At 58.1% G+C, this 18,718-nt stretch carries 4 protein-coding genes and 1 pseudogene; all 5 read right to left on the bottom strand.

Annotated elements, in window-relative coordinates; translation table 11 throughout:
• Positions 1-317: 317 nt before the first annotated feature.
• Positions 318-1,748 (bottom strand): annotated as a pseudogene (locus ACF8D4_RS07505) (PfaD family polyunsaturated fatty acid/polyketide biosynthesis protein); the annotation flags it as partial.
• A gap of 226 nt (positions 1,749-1,974) precedes the next feature.
• Positions 1,975-7,902, bottom strand: coding sequence for a beta-ketoacyl synthase N-terminal-like domain-containing protein (locus ACF8D4_RS07500; protein WP_260885283.1), 5,928 nt, complete (start codon positions 7,900-7,902; stop codon positions 1,975-1,977).
• Between the two features lie 15 nt (positions 7,903-7,917).
• Complete coding sequence (locus ACF8D4_RS07495) at positions 7,918-10,080, bottom strand: PfaB family protein (RefSeq protein WP_144132617.1); 2,163 nt, start codon at positions 10,078-10,080, stop codon at positions 7,918-7,920.
• Complete coding sequence (locus ACF8D4_RS07490) at positions 10,077-17,558, bottom strand: SDR family NAD(P)-dependent oxidoreductase (protein ID WP_392468569.1); 7,482 nt, start codon at positions 17,556-17,558, stop codon at positions 10,077-10,079. Before ACF8D4_RS07490 ends, ACF8D4_RS07495 begins: the two co-directional genes overlap by 4 nt.
• Positions 17,555-18,340: a helix-turn-helix domain-containing protein gene (locus ACF8D4_RS07485; RefSeq protein WP_051472692.1), complete on the bottom strand. Its 786-nt coding sequence runs from the start codon at positions 18,338-18,340 to the stop codon at positions 17,555-17,557. Before ACF8D4_RS07485 ends, ACF8D4_RS07490 begins: the two co-directional genes overlap by 4 nt.
• Positions 18,341-18,718: the final 378 nt, after the last annotated feature.

Below are 18,718 nucleotides of genomic sequence, written 5' to 3'. Positions count from 1 at the left end.
CTTTGGGCATGATATTCATGGTGTTGCTCGTTGCTATGGTTCGTTGCTAAGGTTCGTTGCTATGGCTCGCTATAATTAGTGGCTTGGCTCTATTGACCAAGTAGCGAACGTGGCAATGCTTATGCCATCCTTGCAAAGATGGCCATTTTAGACATGGAATTGAAGTTGGACGCGGTGCTGGTGGGTCTATATGACAAACTGGCTACAGGCCCCAAATTGAGTGGTGTCATTTGAATTGCACCGCAAGCAGGCAGAGTGCCCGTTTGCGGTGCATGGTAAAGAGCCTTTAAGGCCTTTTTGATGAGCAGGGAGCCTGCTCAGTCCAGCGATTTCAGCGGTCGATAATGGCCCAGGCTGGATGGCAGGGCTATGCCCTGGCTTCGCAACTGGTTGACCCGGTTTTGATAGGCGGCACCTACGAGCAGTTGCAGTGCCAAGTCCACGGCGCGGCGCTGACGGTAATCATCCAGGTAGCTATCCTTGGCCCAGGCGTTGAAGGCACCCAGTGCCGGCCCGGCCCAGATCTGGTAATCCATCTCCCGACCGCTTTCCCCTGTGTTGGACCAGCGGCTCGATAGCCCCAGATACCAGCGGAAAATGAGCGCCATCTTGCGCTTTGGATTGCCCTCGGCGCGGCGAATCTGTTCGGGATCCCGCGCCATAAAGTGGGCAACCGTGCCTTGCCAGATTTCATCCAGATTGGCGCGAAACACCTGAGTTTCCAGCTTTTGGCGCTCATCGACCGGAATGGCCTCTATCGAGTCGTAGCGGCTGTAGATTTCGTAAAGCTTATTGGCTCGCATGGGGAATAGGGTGCCGCGTTTTACCACTTGCAGCTTGACGCCCATCTCAAACATATCCGCGGCCGGCGCCATGGTGACATCGGCCATTTCCACTGTCGCCAATAGCTTACGGCTGTGCTCGCTGGCACCTGCTTCGATACAGGCCTGATTGATAGAACCGGTAACGATAAAGGCGGCGCCCATATTGAAGGCCGCCAAAGCCGCATCCGGCGTGCCTATGCCGCCACCCGCTCCAACCCGGATAGGTTCTTGGTAGGCGTATTTTGCCTGCATTTGATCCCGCAAGGCGATAATGGTGGGCAGCAGGGTAACCAGAGGACGATTGTCGGTATGGCCGCCGGAGTCTGCCTCGGCGGTAATGTCGTCGGCCATGGGCACCTGCCTGGCAAGTTCGGCCTGCAGTTCAGTGATCCATCCCTGACTCAGCAGTTGCTGGAGGATTTTCTCCGGCGGCGGCGCCATAAAGTGGGCGGCGACTTCGGTGCGGCTCACCTTGGCTATCACCTTGTTGGCGATTAGGGTGTTGCCGTCACTGTCCCGGCTCAGTCCGGCCACCCGATATCTCACTATGTGAGGGGTCAGCGCCAGAAAGGCCGAGGCTTCGACTGTGCGTACCCGGTGTTTGAGATAGAGCTCGACCGCACCTTGCTCGAGTGCCGGTTCGCTGGGGCTGTGGATCAGGTTAAAGGCGTAGGGGCCGCTTGGCAGCGCCGCCTGAATTCGGCTGATGGCGGCTTCCACCCGGGAGGGCACCAGACCGGCGGCGCCGAATGAGCAGAGTATGCCGGCCTTGCCGAGGGCAATCACCAGCTCTTCGGAGGCGATACCGTTGGCCATGGCGCCGGCATAATAGGCGTACTTGACTTTGTGGCAGGCGGCAAAGGCCGGATCGCCGAGCGCTGCTGCGCTGAGTGGCGGCACCATGGCGCAAACCGGCAGTGTATTGCCGCTAGCACTCGTCTCGGCAAGCTGCGCCTGATTGGCAAACAGGATTTCACCCTTGGTTTGTCTGGCGACAAACAGCGGCTTATCCAGCGCCTTGATTGCGTTGCCGGCACAGTTATCCGTGGCCGCAAAGACATCATCACTGTTCGGGTTCAGGGCCCAGGGCCAATTGAAGCTTGTCATCTTGTTGCTCTCATTATCTGTTCGGTTGTTTTTGCCTGAGGGCTCAGGCTTCTTCAATGGCCAGAGCCAGATCTTTTATTTCATAAATTCGCAGGCCATCTTTGGCGAGCCAGGCATCGGCTGTCAGTGTGACTCTGTCCGGCGTATCTTCTATGGTTGTGATATGCAGCTCCAGCGACATCTGCCGGTTCAGGGGATTGATCTGACCGCGGTATTTCCACTGCACCTGACTCAGGCAATGGGTAAATCTTGGGTTATTGAATTGGCTCCCAAGCCCGGCGTCCAGGGCAAAGGCACTCAGGAGTTCCAGCATGGCTTCCACCCCGAGCGAGCCCGGCATCACAGGGTCCTGATGGAAATGGAAGCGGAAGAACCAGTCAGCGGCATCGATTTTGCGCTCGCCATAGATGTAGCCCAAGTTGGAATGGCCGCCTTGGCGGCAGATGCGGATAGAATCGACAAAGTTGAGTCGACCGCCCGGCAGGCGCAGGTGTTTTTGATCCCAAGAGCCATGATAGAGAGCGCAATCGGTGGCGCGAAGATCATAGCTCACATCGGCCTCAAGCCCTTGCTGTTTATCCCAGGGCTCGGTCACCTTACCGTTATCCAGCCCCAACTGGTTTTTCAGCGCCTCGGCCTTGAAGTAACCAAATACTGCTTCGCCTTCATAGAAGGGTTCACCATCGGCGCTGAGCACAAAGCTGAAGCTCTGGATGATGTTGGTGCCCGCCTTGACAGTGCTCAGCAGACGCGAGTCGTTGCTGATGGTCTTGCCACGCAGGTCAAGCCGGCGCAGCAGTGTGCCTTTACCGTCGAGGTTACGGAAGAAAAGCTCTGTGTCGCCATAGCCCAAGGTGGTGCCCATATAGCCGGAAATAAAACCATTGGGCTGCAGCGCTATCTCCATCAAAATCGAGTAGGGCATATGCGCCGGGTGGCTGTTTTCACTGAAGTACCAAGCCTTGGGTGGCACTTCATATTCGCCGATACAGGAGGCCGGAGACTTGAAGTCGCCGCGCTTGCCAATCACCTGCGTCACTCTGGTGGTGAGCTGCAGATCGCCGCAGGGGGTGCGCGGTGGGATAAGCCCGCGGTAGGCGGCAAAGTCGGGGCCGAAGCAGTTCTCAATATCGCCGGTGGCAAATTCAAACATATGCCAGGGGGTAAAGGGCGCAGTATCGGGCGTGCGATTCGGGTAGTCCGGCGTTACTGGTGCCGGAACATGCCTGACCGGGAGCACGCCGTGAATGGGCTGGGAATCCGGGCAGCTTTCCTGGCTCATCAAGGGAGCATTGATGGATGCCTGGCGCCCGGCGTTCAGCGCCTCGTTAGTATCACTTGCCGAGGCGGCAACCTGTTGCGGCTTTCCGCCGTGCTCCTGGTCACTCACAGCACTGTCATCGGCATACCTGTGACAGTCTTCATCTTCTTTGAGCATGACGCCAAGATTCTGGAAGTCCACCACCGCCTTGCCGTCGAGCAAGATCTCAATATTGGCCTTGGCCCAGGGGCTGGGTGTCAGTCCTATTTCAGTGACTTCCATCCGATAGGTGAGACGATTGGATTGCGGCAGTACCTGCCCGCGGCAACGCACCTTCTGCGGCGCACTTTCCAGTGGTTGGAAGCGGCCATTGCGGGTGTGTTTGTGCAGGCCAAGATAGAGCATATAGAACTGCAGCAACTGACCGCAGCCCTCGGCCATCAAGGAGCCGGCCATCACCTGATCGTCCTTGAAATGACAGGGGAAATACCAGTGATCCGGCTCCAGTTGCTTGTGTCCTTCAACCAGGCCCAGGCCCCAGGCGCCGCCGCTTGGTTCGACTCTGCTGACCTCTTCGATCATCAGGAACTTTTCCGAGGCAAAACACAGCGAGACTTGGCGGTAACCCAAGTCATGTGAAGGGCCAAAGCAGGCGCCGATATTGCCGCTCAGCAGTTGCCTCATTCGCTGGTAATCAAATATCTGTTGTTTACAGTGGATCAAGGGCTGGAATTGGCGCTTGTTCGCCATCGCCAGGTTGCGGGCCTTGATCTCCTCTTCGGTGCGGATGACTCCCTTGCCATCGGCCAGCTCGGCATCGGTGAAGAAACCGGCGCAGCCGTTGTCCATTTTGAGGATCAGACGTTCGCCGACAAAACACTCGTAGGAGAAGAAAAACAGCAGGGTATCGCCGTTGCGGGCGAAGTGATTGATGGAGATGTCGTATCTCAGGGTATCACCGCCACGGGGCAGATCGCCGAGGAAGGTGAGGGTACAGTCGAGCAAACGGTAGACCCGCTCGCCCTTGTTCTCCAGATCTATGCCGAGATAGCTTATCAGCATCAAGTCACACTGGCCCGACTCCACGGCCACCGCCCAGGGGATCTGGCCATCGACCAGATAGGGGGCGTCCACGGGAATATCATACTCTGTGGTCATGGTGCTTGGTTTGTATTCGCCAAGACGGGCATTGAGTTTAGTCACCCTGGAGACCAGCAGGTAATCTGTGGTGGGCAGTCGCACCCGGCGGCGGTAGCTGTCGATCACGGCATACTCGGGGCCGAATACCGGTGCTATGTCGCCCTCGGCGTATTGCACCAGATCCTGATAATTCCAGATACAGGGTTTGTCCTTGGGCACTTGGGATGTCGCTTTGGGGGTAATGGTTTTGGCAACAGCTTCAGCAGCCGTTTGGACTGAGTCCTTGGGCGTGCGCGCTGGCAAAGACACTACTGAGGCAGAGCTCTGATCTGCCGAGCGTTTGTCTTCTGAGCCGATAGTTTCAGCGCTTAAGCGGTTTTTGGCCGTGGCCCCGGCGCCCAAGAGGGCGCTGGCCAGTGCCAGTCCGGTTTCGCGGCTCTTGAGGAAGGCCAGGTGCGCTTCACGTGCCAGCCGTTGATTATCTGCCAGTGCCTGCAGGTGCGCTTCGGTACCGGCTTTATGGGGTGCGGCCGCAATTTTATCGCCGGGCACGGATTGTCTGAGAGCTGATGGGGCGTGCTGATTGTTCACCGGAGTGAGCTCCTGAGAGTGTTCCTGAGTAAGTTCCTGAGAGTGTTCTTGAATGAGTTCCTGAGTGAGCTCCAAAGTCAGTTCACTGTTAACTTGTTGGCTGCTGGTGTGCATTACCGGCACTGCCTGGGCTTGAGTGTTATTTGCCTGGGCAAGCTTTTGGCGAATGCCGGTCTCGTGTTTAAGCTCGGCGTTGGCGATATGCTGCTCTATGGCGTCACCGCCAAGGGTGATGGTTTGCCACAGCTGGCGGACATTTGCGCCGGCTATCTTTTGACTGGGCTTTTCACTGGCCCCTTGACTGTTCTCTTGACTGCTCTTTTTATTCTGCGTGAGGAGCGCCTGTTGCAGGCGCGCCTTTTGCTCCGCCGACTGTTGCAAAGTAACCGCGGCGCAGCGGCGCTCGCCATCTATCAGCAGGGTGTGGGAATCTTTATCCCTATCCTGAGTCAGGCGCAGCAGCGAGTGCAGCAAACTGGCCATCCCGGCGGCGGCAAAGCTGTGCCCCATACGCGAGACGGCGCTGTGGCTGGTGGCCGCGAGACGACGAAAAGCCTTGAAGCTGGGGCTGTGTTCATCTACCTCAGGCTGTGCGTTCCGGCAAAATGTTTGCTCTCTTGAGTCTGCCGTAGAGAGAGGCTCTGTAGTTGTTAATTCCACTGATGAAAACGGCTTGAAACTCAGCTCTGTCAGGGCGCCGTAGCGGCCGCTTTGATGCGCAACTGACGGCGTCAGCACCAAGGCGCCGGCGCCTTCACCCGGTAACAGTCCAAGCTGTTGCAGACGCTTGCCCGAGTGCAATACCCGCTCGGCACTGCCGGCGAGATCCACCGCTGCCACTACTACGGCGTCCAACGCCTCGGTGCGGCAGAGATTGGCGGCGACTTCCAACGCCCGGGGAACCGACAGCTCGGCGGCCGAAATACTGAAAGCCGGGCCGTTGAAATTCCATTGGGAGGCGACCCGGGAGGCCATGATGTTGCCTATATAGCTGGTGTATTGATTGAGGCTGGCGCTGGGCAGTACGCTGTCCATCGCCAAACGCTCGAGTTCGAGATACTCATCTTGACTTAAGGTGATGCCGGCATCTTTAAGGCTCTGGCTAATCTGGCTATGCAGATTAACCCGGCCGCGGAACTGATGCAGTTCAAGCTCGGTTTCCATGGCGACCAACACAGCCACCCGGCCACCCATGGGCAGATTGGCATCGCGAATCGCATCATCGGCCACCTTGAGCAGCAGTAATTGCTGCGCCACCAGTCTATCTCCCGGATGGGGCGGCAGGCGGAACTTGAGGAAATCCAGTTCAAACTTGTCTATGTAGCCGCCATTGGGCGCCTGTTCAAGCCCCATTCTGGAGAGCAAAGAGCGGTTTCGCTCCAGGCCTTTCCAGCGTTTGGGTGGCAGGGTTCTGGTGGCCGTTTGCCCTTTGGCTATCAGTTTGGCAAGCGTCTCGAGCGAGTCGGCGGCGCCGAAATGCGCGGCGGCGCCCTCAATCGCCAGGCAGTCAGTGCCCTGGTTTGCAGCCGTTTCCGGCGAAGGCTTGGCCGGAATAAGCTCTTTGGCAGCATCGGGCCCTGTGAGCAGCAAGTGGGCGTTGCAGCCTCCGAATCCGAACACTGACACCCCCGCAACCGGGCCGGGATTGCCCGCTTTGGTCGGCCAGGGGATGGCGCTGCGCACCATATTGTGCTCGCCAAACACGCCGTTGGGCGAACTCAGCGGCGCGGATATTCTCACCGAAGCAGGTAACAGCTTGTGTTTCATCGACAGCAGTAACTTGATGATGCCTGCCATACCGGCAGCGGTCAGCAAGTGGCTGAGGTTGGACTTGACCGAGCCGATTTTAGGCGCGGCGCTGCCTTCCAGACATGGGCCGAAAAACTGCTCCATGGAACTGAGTTCCACCTTGTCACCCAGAGGCGTGCCCGTGGCGTGGCACTCAATCACCTCCACCTGGGATGGCGCGATATTTGCCGCCTCGGCGGCCCGTTCAAACGCCAGTACCTGGCCCTTGCTGGCGGGGCTTAAGACAAACTGGCCGCGACCATCGTTGGAAAGCCCTGTGCCTCTGACTATGCCGTGAATGGTATCGCCATCCCTTTGGGCATCGCTCAGGCGCTTGAGCACCAATACGCCGCAGCCTTCACCGGCAAACAGGCCGCCGGAACTGTTATCCAGCGGGGCGCTTTGGCCCGACTCGGGGAAGGCCTGGAAAATGGAAAAGCCCATATGGATAAAGAAGGGATCGGCGCCGCTGACGGCACCGGCCAACATCACATCGGCGCTGTGGTTGCTGAGATAGTCGCAGGCCAGGCGCAATGCATAGACTGAGCTGGCGCAGGCGGCATCCAGGCTCAGGCTGGGGCCGCCAAGGCCCAGGCAATCGCACAGCAGTTCAGAGCCCTGGGCGGCGATATCCGTATCCCAATGGCGAATGCCTGTATCTGCCGCCGTTCCCGCATCTATGGCTGACGCCAATGGCGGCATGCCGGGGAAACGGCGCCGCAGCGCCGTATCGACACTGTGATGATACAGCGGCAAAAAGGCCTTGTTGGAAGCTTGGGTAGGGAACGAAAGCGTGCCCATCACGGCGCCGCAGCGCGCCAAGTCGGGAGCGTTTTGCGCTGGGGTGATCCCGGCGCTTTGCAGGGCCTTACGGGCGCAATCGAGTGCCCACAACAGGTGCTGATCCCAGGTTTCGGCACCCGTTGCCATTTCATCCGCTGATCTGGCATAGCCCTCGGGCGAGAAGTTTAGCTGGCGAATATAACCGCCCTGATCACAATAGAAACGGTCGCTTTGGCCTTTTGCGCCTTGATAATCGCTGACACTGGCGCCCAATTGGCTGTCATTCAGGGAGCTGATGGCATCCCGGCCTTCGCTGAGCAGTTGCCAGAAGGCGTCCAGATCCTCACAGCCCGGGAAGCGGGCGGCCATGCCAACAATGGCAATGGGCTCGGCTTGTTTACTTGTCACTCTGTTCTCACTTTCTCACGTCACTAAGTTATCGGGCCGGGCAAGCTGTGGATACAGTGCCGCTGTGGCCAGTGGGACCCTGTGGCTGATGAGTCGAGCCAGGGCCTTGAGTAATGCTTTGTTGTCGGCGGCGCCGCTATGCTTGCGATCGCAGCCAAAGGCTTTGATATCGCTGGAGAGTTGTTTTCCGGCCATCGCCTGAATAATGCTGCTGGTTTGGCTGTCGGCGCCGACCTCCAGAAACAGTTGCGCGCCATGTTTTCGGGCCCGTTGCAGCAGCGACTCCACATTGAGTGGCTGACTGAAACAAGTCGCTATGGTCTCGGCTATCGGCTTGCGCTCAAGCCTGGCAGGTTTGAGCGGCTGCTCGCTGCCGGCGCTGATATAGACGGGCTGCGGCTGTTCAAGCTCGCCCGAGAGTGGCCTGTCATAAAAGGCGGTCAATTCGGGCTTTACACGCAGGGCCGCCGGTGTGTGCATGGCGGTGACCCGGTTGGCGGCAACGCCGCGTTTGCCAAGGGACTTTATCAGTGCCCGGCACTGAGCCTCATCCCCGGCCAGCACGCAGCTAGGCCCCTGACGTATGGCGAGGTAGACCCGCGAGTAAGCCGGGTTTTGCAATAATGGCGTGATGCTGTCGGCATCAATGCGCAGCAGAAAACTGTTCCAGCAGATGGCATCTCTGGCATCGAGTTGCCACTCCTGACGCACGGCTGTGAGCGCGCCCGAGATCTGCTCCGAGAAAATCCGGCTTTCCAGCGTAGGTTTAACCAAAGCAAAAGGCTTGTCCCAGACGCCATTGGCGGCAAACATGGCCGCTTCGCCCATGGAGTAGCCGATGGCAAAGGCTGGGCGGAGCTTGAACTCACGCCGCAGTATCTGCGTCAGCAGCACACTGGCGCCGACCCCGGCAACGGCCTGCTCGGCGAGTGTCATTGTTGGCGCCGGACTGGGTGCGGCCTCTCCTTTATCGCTCAAGGCTGTTTCATTAGAAGCATCGCTCAAGGCTGTTGGCAGCAGGGTGGATAGGGCGACATTTTCGGCTGTTGCTGCGGCCTCAAAATCGGCATAACTCTTGGGAAAGGCCTGTTTTAAGGCGCCGAGCATGCCATGGTAAGCCGTACCGACACCCGGATAGACAAAGCAGAGGCGAGCAGGGCCCAGTGGCTTGGCGCAAAAAACGCTGCCATTTGGCGTAATAAGCTCAAGCTCTGGCAGTTCGGCCAAAGACGTTATTTTTTGAAGCTGACCCAGGAGCAATTCGCTCTCGGCAATAAGCTCGGTGGCATCTCGGCCAATAAGCGCCAGCGAATAGTATTCGCAGCCCTCGGGCGCTGTGTCTGAAAAGCTCTGCTCCAGGGTTTTTAATTCATCCGTCAGCCAGTGCGCCAGAGCATGAGTGCTCATCGATTGGCTCAGGCGACTTTGGGCCTGCTGCAGCGCAGTTTGCGCCTCACTGAGCAGAGTCTTTGGGCTGGCAATCAAGGTCAGCGGTAAAAGCCAGGGCGCTCCTTGGGTGCAAAGGCCAGAAGTTGATTCTTTTCCAGAAGCCAAGCCGCTCAAGGCTGCTTCATCGCAAGAGCCGCTCAAGGCTGTTTTATCACAAGAACCGCTCAAGGCTGTGCCTTGACTGAGGATCAGCGCCATAGCAGGGGAGCTGAAGACCAGCGCCAGAGACTTGCCTTGAAAAGGCAACCCCGCCATTTTCTGCGCCAGGCGCCGCTTGGCAAATGCCTCCAGTTGCAGGCATAACTGCTCAAGCTGCAACGGTTGCTCCAGAAACAGAGTGTCCCTTTCCTCCACCTCCGGGCGTTTTGCCTGCTGCCAGGCCTGCTTAAGAAGCTGCTGCGGCTTGTGAGCGCCATGGCTTAATGCCTGCAGCAAGGCTTGGGGATGCAGTCTTGCTTGCGCCGCATCGACTGCACTTAGCAGCAATAGCCGCTGCTTTGATGGCAGCGCCAGGCTCAGGCTTGCCCCGGCCTTGACCTCGGCCACCAGCCAAGGCCAGTCGGGAACCTGATTGCTATCAAACGCGATAGTGCGCAAGGCTGCCCGAAGCTTGGGCGCCAGGCTTTGCTCCTCTTCGACCAGGCACAGTGCCAGCCGCAGCGGCTTTTCGGCCGCGGACTCAGCTGGCTTTACTTCAATGTGAGGCATAGGGCCTATCGCTTTGCTCAAGGCCTTTCTCTATTCCCTGTGGCGGCCTTGGCCGGTTCAAAGGCGGCATTGAGCCCCTTGCTAATGGTGACCTTGGCATTTTCCAGCCCGGTTTGCAGCTGGCCCTCGGCGTTGAACAGGGCCAGATCGGCGCTGAGCTGACGGCTGGAGTGCTTGGTCACCTGCAGGCGAATAAGGCCGGTGTCATTTTCAGGCAGCAGGGCGTTTTGCCAGAGCGCCGCCAGGGAGGAGGGCAGGCTGGCGGCATCGTATTTGAGCCGGGCCCAGATCAACATAGCCTGCAGCAGTGCGTCTTGCTGGATCAGGGCGCGATCTTCGCTCGATGCGGCATCCGGTAGCCGGTATCGGCAGCTAAGCCCTTGATCGTCAAACTGCAGCACCTCAGTAATGGCCTGCAGCTGCGGGCCATGGAACAGGGCGCCGCTGTGATAAAACTCACTGCCTTGCCGTACTTGGAGCTCACCTTCGCCTATCTCAGTCATAGAAACATGCGCCAGTGGCTGACTGGCTTGCTGCGGCATTAACGGCTGCTGTATTAACGGCAGCAGGGTCGCCTGGTACTGAGGCCGCTCATCACAGCTGATGCTCGCCTGCAGCTCGCCGTCGGTTCCCAGCGTCAGGCTGAGCTGCAATCGCTTTTCATCACTGTCAAATACCACGCCTTTGAGCAGCTTATAGTCCACGGCGCGCCAATCGCCGCCAAAGAGGCTCTGGGCACTTTGCAGCATCCACTGGAGCGCGCAGACAGTCGGCCATACCGGATTGCCACCTATGCAGTGATCTTCCAGCAGCGCCAGCTCCTGGCGCTTGATGCTGCGACTCAGGGTTTGAGGGCTGGCTTGGGCCTCTGGCACATCTATGTGGTTCAGGCCTTGTTTGCCACCCGGGCCTTGCATGCTGGAGCCAATCAATAGCTGCGGCTCTGAGCGGGCCAGAATCGCCTCGGCAAACAGCTTGGCACCGGCTTCTCTTGGGATCACATAGACGCCGCGGGACTCAAACATCTGCTTCAGCGCCGCATTGACCATGCCGCCATCCCAGGGGCCCCAGTTGAAACTGACCACTCGGGTGGTCGGCAACTCATGATGCAGCCGATGAGCGGTTTTATTGAGAATTTCATTGGCCATGGCGTAGTCGCTCTGGCCTGTGTTGCCGTAGAAACCGGCGGCGGAGGAAAACAGCGCCAACAGTTTTAAGTGCTCGGCGGCCTTTTTGTTTGGCGCCAAGGCTCTTAGCAAGGCGGAGAGGCCGCCAACCTTGGTGCCTGTAACCAATTCGAGTTCGGCGAGGGTCTTGTCGGCGATGTGTTTATCGGCCAACACCCCGGCGCCGTGAATCAGCCCGCTGATAGGCGCCAATGCCTGAATGGGCGCCAGTGTGGACGCGACCGCATCCGGGTTACTGACATCCAGGCTCAGGTATTCGGCGCTGGCACCTATGGCCTCAAAGCGCTTGAGCGCTGCGTGAATCTCAAGCGCGTTGACAAGAGGTTTTATCAGGGCTTCCACTTCCTTGGGTGAGGGCTTTTGCCCCTTGGCCATTAGCGCGGTGATTGCGGCTGCTTTTAGCTGACCGCTCTCAAGCCCCTTGGCCCAATCGGGAAAGGCTTCCAATGCCAAGGCCTTGCTGCGACCGGCGAGAATAAAGTGACTGCCACTTTGGCGGGCCAGCGCCAGGGCACAGTCCAGGGTGACGCCTTTTGCGCCCCCGGTCACCAGTATTTTATCTGAACTATCGAGCCTGCATGGCGCCAGGCTTGTATCGGCAGCATTCTTGTCATCGGCCGAAGTCGCTACCAGGGTCACTCTACCGGCGGCGCTTTTGCCCCACTCCAACGGATCCTTACTCGGGCTGTAGAGCGCATCCATGACTTGCGAGGCCAGCGCCGAGGCATCTAGATCAGGAGCAAGATCCAACGCGCGGCAATGCACCTGAGGCCACTCCTGCGCCAGGGTCTTGGTTAAGCCAAACAGGGCGCTTTGATTCAGTTCACAGGGCTGACCGCTGAAACCCAGCTGACCATCCATGCGCGCCACAGTGATAAAGGCGCGGCGGCCTTTTGTCGGCGTTTGCCAGGCTGGGCTCAAATGCTTGGCGAACAGGAAGCTCAGTTGTACCTGAGTCTTGGCCGTGATGTTGAGCGGCATCAACTCCTCGAGTTGTTCCCGCGGCAGTTGTGGCTGCAGATGGATATAGATGGCCACTTGCTGTTTGAGCCCGGCGATGAGCGCCTCGACTCCGGCATCATCATTGCTGGCCAGAGTCAGGATTGGCAGCTTGCTATCCAGCGCCGATTGCGAATCGGTTGCCGCCGGGCGCACAAGCGTGACATTGATGCCACTGTCTGTCAGTTTCTTGGCCAGGACACCGGCATTGTGGCCGTCATCGAGCAGCAGCGCACAGCTGTTCGCGGCAAACAGAGCCTCGGCGCTTGCGCCTGAGAATCTATCTGCCGCCGGCAGCTTTTTTAGGCTGACTCCCGAATGGGGCGGCAAGGCCAAACTGGGCTGAGTGTTTGGCATCTCATCGGTTTGGGTTAGCGGCTCGGCTGCATGCTCAGCGCTTGAGCCGGCAAAACAATCTATTATCTGCCCCAAGGTGCGGCATTCGCTTAAGATTGCGGCGTCCAGCTGTGGCAGCTCAGGCAGTTTGTCTTGCACTGTGCCGAGAATTTCTACCCGCTTGATGGAATCGATACCGAGGTCGGCCTCCATATCCATCCCCAGTTCCAGCATCTCTGCCGGGTAGCCGGTCTTCTCCGCCACTACCTGTAGCATGATTGCTGTGACATCACTCTTATTTGAAACTGGCTCAGGCTGCACACTGGCGTTCACTACGGCGCTTTGCTGCAGATATTCGACTATCTGCCCCAGGGTGCGGCATTCGCTTAAGGTGGCTGCATCCAGCGGCGGCAGCTCTGGCAATTGGTCCTGCACTGTGCCGAGAATTTCCACCCGCTTGATGGAATCGATACCGAGGTCGGCCTCCATATCCATTCCCAGCTCGAGCATTTCGGCTGGATAGCCGGTCTTGTCGGCCACCACTTGCAGCATCAGTGCCGTGACATCATTTTGATTTGAAACTGGCTCAGGCTGCACACTGGCGTTCACTCCGGCGCTTTGCTGCAGATAATCGACAATCTGCCCCAGGGTGCGGCATTCGCTTAGGGTGGCGGCGTCCAATTGTGGCAGCTCAGGCAAGGCATCCTGCACTGTGCCGAGAATTTCCACCCGCTTGATGGAATCGATACCGAGATCGGCCTCCATATCCATCCCCAGTTCGAGCATCTCTGCCGGGTAGCCGGTCTTGTCCGCCACTACCTGCAGCATCAGTGCCGTGACATCATTCTGATTTGAATGAGCTGTGTTTGATTGAACCAGGGTTGGCTGAACACTGGCGTTCACTCCGGCGCTTTGCTGCAGATAATCGACAATTTGCCCCAGGGTGCGGCATTCGCTTAAGGTGGCTGCATCCAGCGGCGGCAGTTCAGGCAATTCATCTTGTACTGTGCCCAAGATCTCCACCCGCTTGATGGAATCGATACCGAGATCAGCCTCCATATCCATCCCCAGCTCCAGCATCTCTGTGGGGTAGCCGGTTTTGTCGGCCACTACCTGCAGCATCAGTGCCGTGACATCATTCTGATTTGCATGAGCAGTGTTTGATTGAACCAGGGTTGGCTGAACACTGGAGTTCACACTGGCGCTTTGCTGCAGATAGTCGACAATTTGCCCCAGGGTGCGGCATTCACTTAGAGTTGCGGCGTCCAGCGGCGGCAGCTCAGGCAATTCATCTTGTACTGTGCCCAAGATCTCCACCCGCTTGATGGAATCGATACCGAGATCGGCCTCCATATCCATCCCCAGCTCGAGCATTTCTGTGGGGTAGCCTGTCTTATCTGCCACCACTTGCAGCATCAGCTCTTCGACACCTGTGCTTGGCTTGGCTGTGGTTACGGCTATGGTTGGGACAGGGGCTGGAGCTTGAGGCCGGCTCTGTAGCACTTGGCTTGGTTGCTGTGGCGTGCTTGCTGCTTTGACTGGCGCTGCGGCGTGAGTTAAAGGCGCTGCAGCCTGGACGGGCACTGGCACTGCTTGGGTTTGCTCTATATTGGGCAACACAGCACCGCCCTGAAGTTGTTGCAACAACTGCTGGGCGCCGAGATTTTGCGACTGAATAAAGTCGTTGTGGATCTTCAACGTCTCGGCCTGGTGCTGGTGGAACATGGCCAGGGTCTGATTGAGGCTGTCAGGAATCGCTTTGCCGGCCGTCGCCAGTTTTACTTGCTCTGCGAGTAGTTGTTGCACACTGTTGCCATATTGCAATGGAATATTCAGAAACTGCTGATGCAGCTCGGCCAACTGTTGCTGGGCGCTGAAAAACTGCTGTAATTCGCTGCTGTTCGCTGCCTGTGGCGCTGTAGCTTGGCTCGGTTGACTCGGGTTCTGGCTTGCGGCCGCAACTGGGATCTCGACGATTTTTTCCACGACTTTCTCGACTATTTTTGTCTGTTGACTGACCCGGCCCTCTTTGAGTGAGGCCGCCATCTTCTGGGCGGTCGCCGGGCTGATATAGTTACTGGCACCGAGCTTGATAGTCATCGGTGAGGCCTTGTGTTTGGCCTGGGTTTGTACGGCGCGATAGGCATCGGGATCTGTTAGAGGCAGGCCCGCCAATGCCAGGCTGAGCAGGGCTTGCTTCAGCTCAGTGTCGGCGGCCAGGGAATCGATACAGCTTGGGCTGTCCAGCGACAGGAACAGGCATTCGGCGGCGCGATCGCCCAAGGTGGCTTGTGCCAACCTGGCCAGGGTGTTTTTCGGGCCAAACTCGACAAATATTCTGGCGCCGTCCCGGTACATGCTCTCTATCTGCTCACTGAAGCGCACCTGCTTGAGCATATGCTGCTCCAGGTTGGCTCTGAGGCTTTCGGCATCCTGTGCCAGCTTGTCACCTGTGGCATTGACATACAGAGGCGTTTTCGCATCGCTCAAGCCCTGGTGGGCAATCGCCTCGGCAAAGGGTTGCTGCGCGTGGGCCACCAGCGGAGTGTGGAAGGCACCGGATACCGGCAGCGCTATGGCGCGCAAACCTGCCTCGTTCAGCTTGAGGTTGAGCCGGGCCACCGCTTCACTCGCGCCGGCAATCACAAGCTGAACCGGGCTGTTGATATTGGCTATCTGCACCTCGGGTTCAGTCTGCAGCAGCTGCTCGAGAGTATTGCGCTCTGCGGCCGAAGGCAGAATAACGGCGCTCATGCTGCCCGGGTCTTTATCCTCGGGGACGCTGGCCATGGCATCGCCTCTGGCGAAGGCCAGCGCGTAATAGCTCTCACGGCTCAAGGCACCAGCGGCGCGCAGTGCCGACAGCTCACCAAAGCTGTGACCGGCCAGCATATCCGCCTGGAATCCGGCCTGGCAAAGCAGAGTAAACTGCCCCATGCCGAGGGCGCCGATGGCGCTTTGGGCAAAGCGGGTATTGGCCAGTGCCAGTTCATCCTCTTTGCTGGCCAGGGGCGTGAATTTGGCTATCGGGAACACCCGCGCCGACAAGGGGCCCATGCCGTACTTGTCGGCTATGCCCTGGCGGGAAAACTCACGGTCGGCGGCGGCAAATTCGGCGCGAAGCTCGGGATAGAGCTGGGTTAGCCCAGAGCCCATCTGTAGATACTGACTGCCTTGACCGGCAAACAGGGCGGCGGTCTTGGCCTCAGTCAAAGGCGCGCTGCGGTACTCGACTCCCTGATGTTGCCAACGGGTTTGCGGCTGTTCTTCAGCCGTGCTTTGCAGCTTGTTCAAGGCCTGTTGCAGCTTTTGCTGCAGCTCTATGGTGTCGCAGGCAAGGAGTCCCAGCCTGGGGCCTTGTACCTGTGTCTGGCTGCCGAGGCGATAGGGCGCGCACAGGGTTTCAAGGTCGCCATGGGCATCTGACTCAAGCGTCTTGAGCAGAGCGCTTAGCTCTTGCTCCAGCGCCGGTTTGTCCGGCGCGCAGAACAGCAGCGGCAAAGGTGTGCGTCTCAGGCGAGCGGGTTGCTTGGGTAATTCGGGGCTGTGCTCTTCCAATACCAGGTGGAAGTTGGTGCCACCAAAGCCAAAGGAGCTGACGGCGGCGCGCCTTGGCGTACCGTCGGTTCTTGGCATCCAGGGGCGGGTTTGAGTGTTGAGATAGAAGGGCGATTGCTCCACTGCCATCTTGGGATTGGGCTGCTTTACATTGATGGTGGGCGGCAACACCTTGTGGTGCAGCGCCAAAGCCGCCTTGATCACCCCGGCGGTGCCGGCGGTCGACTTGGTATGGCCCACCTGGGACTTGATTGAACCCAGGGCGATATGTTGCAGCTCAGGATTATCCTGACTCATTACGGCGTTGAGGCCGCTGAATTCGGCCACATCACCGGCGGCCGTACCTGTGCCGTGGGCTTCCATCAGGCCCAGAGTATGGGGCGGGAATCCGGCATCATCGTAGGCCCGCTGCAGCGCTTTGGCCTGGCCTTCGGGGCGCGGCGCGTAAATGCTCTTGAACTTGCCGTCGCTGGAGGCGCCAACCCCTTTGATCACCGCATAGATGCGGTCACCGTCGCGCTCGGCATCATCCAGGCGTTTCAGCGCCACCATGCCTATGCCTTCGCCTATCATCATGCCGCGGGAGTCGGCGTCGAACGGCTTTATCTGCTCGTCGCTGGTAAAGGCCGGGGTCTTGGAGAAGCTCATGTACATATAGGCGGAGTTGTCGGTGCAGACGCCTCCGGTGAGCATCATATCGCTGCGGCCTTCGGTCAGCTCGGTGAGCGCCATTCGCATTGCCGCCAGCGATCCGGCACAGGCGGCGTCGACCACACAGTTCATGCCGCCGAGATCGAAACGGTTGGCAATCCGACCGGCGATAACATTGCCGAGCGACCCAGGGAAGGAGTTTTCCTCCCAGTGTATATATTGGTCCTGGAACTTGCGGATCAGCATTTCGCTGTCCTGCTCACTGACGCCACTCTCGCGGAACACCTTTTTCAGCACAGGGTATTGCAGCCTGGCATTGAGGCTTTGGCTGATCTTCTGGCCACAGCCAATCCCCAAGGTGATGCCGATGCGGTCGCGATCATAGTCCGAGTCTTCATGGATACCTGCATCTTCCAACACCTCTTTGGCTACCACCAGCGACAGCAGCTGCGAGGTGTCGGTCAGTTCGAGGATATTGGGCGGCAGACCAAACTCCATGGGGTTGAAATCCACTTCCGGGATAAAGCCGCCGCGCTTGCAGTAACTCTTGTCGGCGGCTTTCTTGTCGGGGTCAAAATAGTCTGCCACTTGCCAGCGGTCGGCGGGCACTTGGGTGATGGCATCTATCTTGTCGCAGATCAGATCCCAAAACTGGTTCAGATAACGGCTGCCGGCAAACAGGCTCGCCATGCCGACTATGGCAATCGGCGTGTCTTTCAGCCTTTTGTTGAGGCGTTTGTCTATCTGAGAGGCTTGTTCTTGGCTCATTGAGCGTCTCCATTGGTGGCTGCAAGTTGCGGCCTGGGTTTGCGCCCTGCCTTGGCGGCAGCGGGAAACCTGGACTGGAAAATATGATAGTTGCGTACCAGCAAGCGGCGCAGGGCAAACGGGGCTCGCTTGAGGACGTAGGCTATGTAGCGGTCGGCGGCGTGGGTGTCGTCATCCTGATAGATGTCGACATAGACCCAGCCGCTGACGGGATCCATCCCTATGAGTACCGAATGGGTCTGTTGGCCAATGGGAATACTCATGGCTTCGACCTGAACCACAGTGTGTTCATCGGTACTGGGCAGCATCAACGCATCGGCGAGCGTTTGGCTGTTGAGGGTGTAGGTTTGCATTTTGCTGCCGCTGTAGACCGGCAGCTTATTGAAGTGTTTCGGCGGTAGCGAGTGCGCGGCATCGATATTGTCGAGCCGGGATGCGCCGTGGCGTTTCAGACAGCGGGCCAGCCCGGAGCGCGAAACATGGGGATTGATAAACTCCTGGGTGACTTGCAACAGCCTGTCCAGCGGCATCTTGAGCTGCCAGCGCAGCCCGACAACCACATACTCCTGAATATCGCTCAGAGTGGTATTCAGATGATGCGGGGTGTGGGATTGATCCTGGGTCGACTCGCGTTTACGCCACTTGCGAACGGTTGCTTCACTGATATTCAGTAACCGTGCCAGTTGGCTGACATTGAGCTCCGACTCCTGGATAAAGCGGCGCATTTCCGGGGTGGTGGTGGCATTACGATGACGCCGTTTTCCGGTTTGAGTTTGCTTCATAATCAGCTGGGACTGGGCCCTTGGGCTTCCTTTCTCGCCTGTCTGCCATGGTTGCAAACTTCCACAATACTGAGCGTCAGGCTGTTATTTCAGTAACAGGTGAAGCAGATTACCAGTGCCTGCCGCTCGATACAATCATCTGGGACTGAAAATCCTGCTTTTGTTTTAAAGACTTTTGTTCGCTAACTTCGCTTGTTGTTAACTTGTTTTTAAATTGATATAAATTGGTTGTTTTGGTTTTTTGTGCTGTAAAAATGGATATCTGATACCTATTTATCCCTAATCCCCAGTGGTCTGTTGCAGCTTATATTGCAGCTTATGTTACAACTTGGGTATCTGCCTTTAGGGCAACTGGATGAATAGGAATCAGCAACAGAA

The organism is Shewanella sp. YQ_9 (assembly GCF_043103185.1).
Taxonomy (GTDB): domain Bacteria; phylum Pseudomonadota; class Gammaproteobacteria; order Enterobacterales; family Shewanellaceae; genus Shewanella; species Shewanella algae.
Note: the sequence above shows the minus strand (reverse complement) of the source record. Positions and strands in the feature narration are given on the sequence as shown.

Coding starts and splice junctions, on each gene's coding strand:
- ACF8D4_RS07490 (WP_392468569.1), bottom strand. CDS start 17,558: ATGAGCCAAGAACAAGCCTCTCAGATAGACAAACGCCTCAACAAAAGG.
- ACF8D4_RS07485 (WP_051472692.1), bottom strand. CDS start 18,340: ATGAAGCAAACTCAAACCGGAAAACGGCGTCATCGTAATGCCACCACC.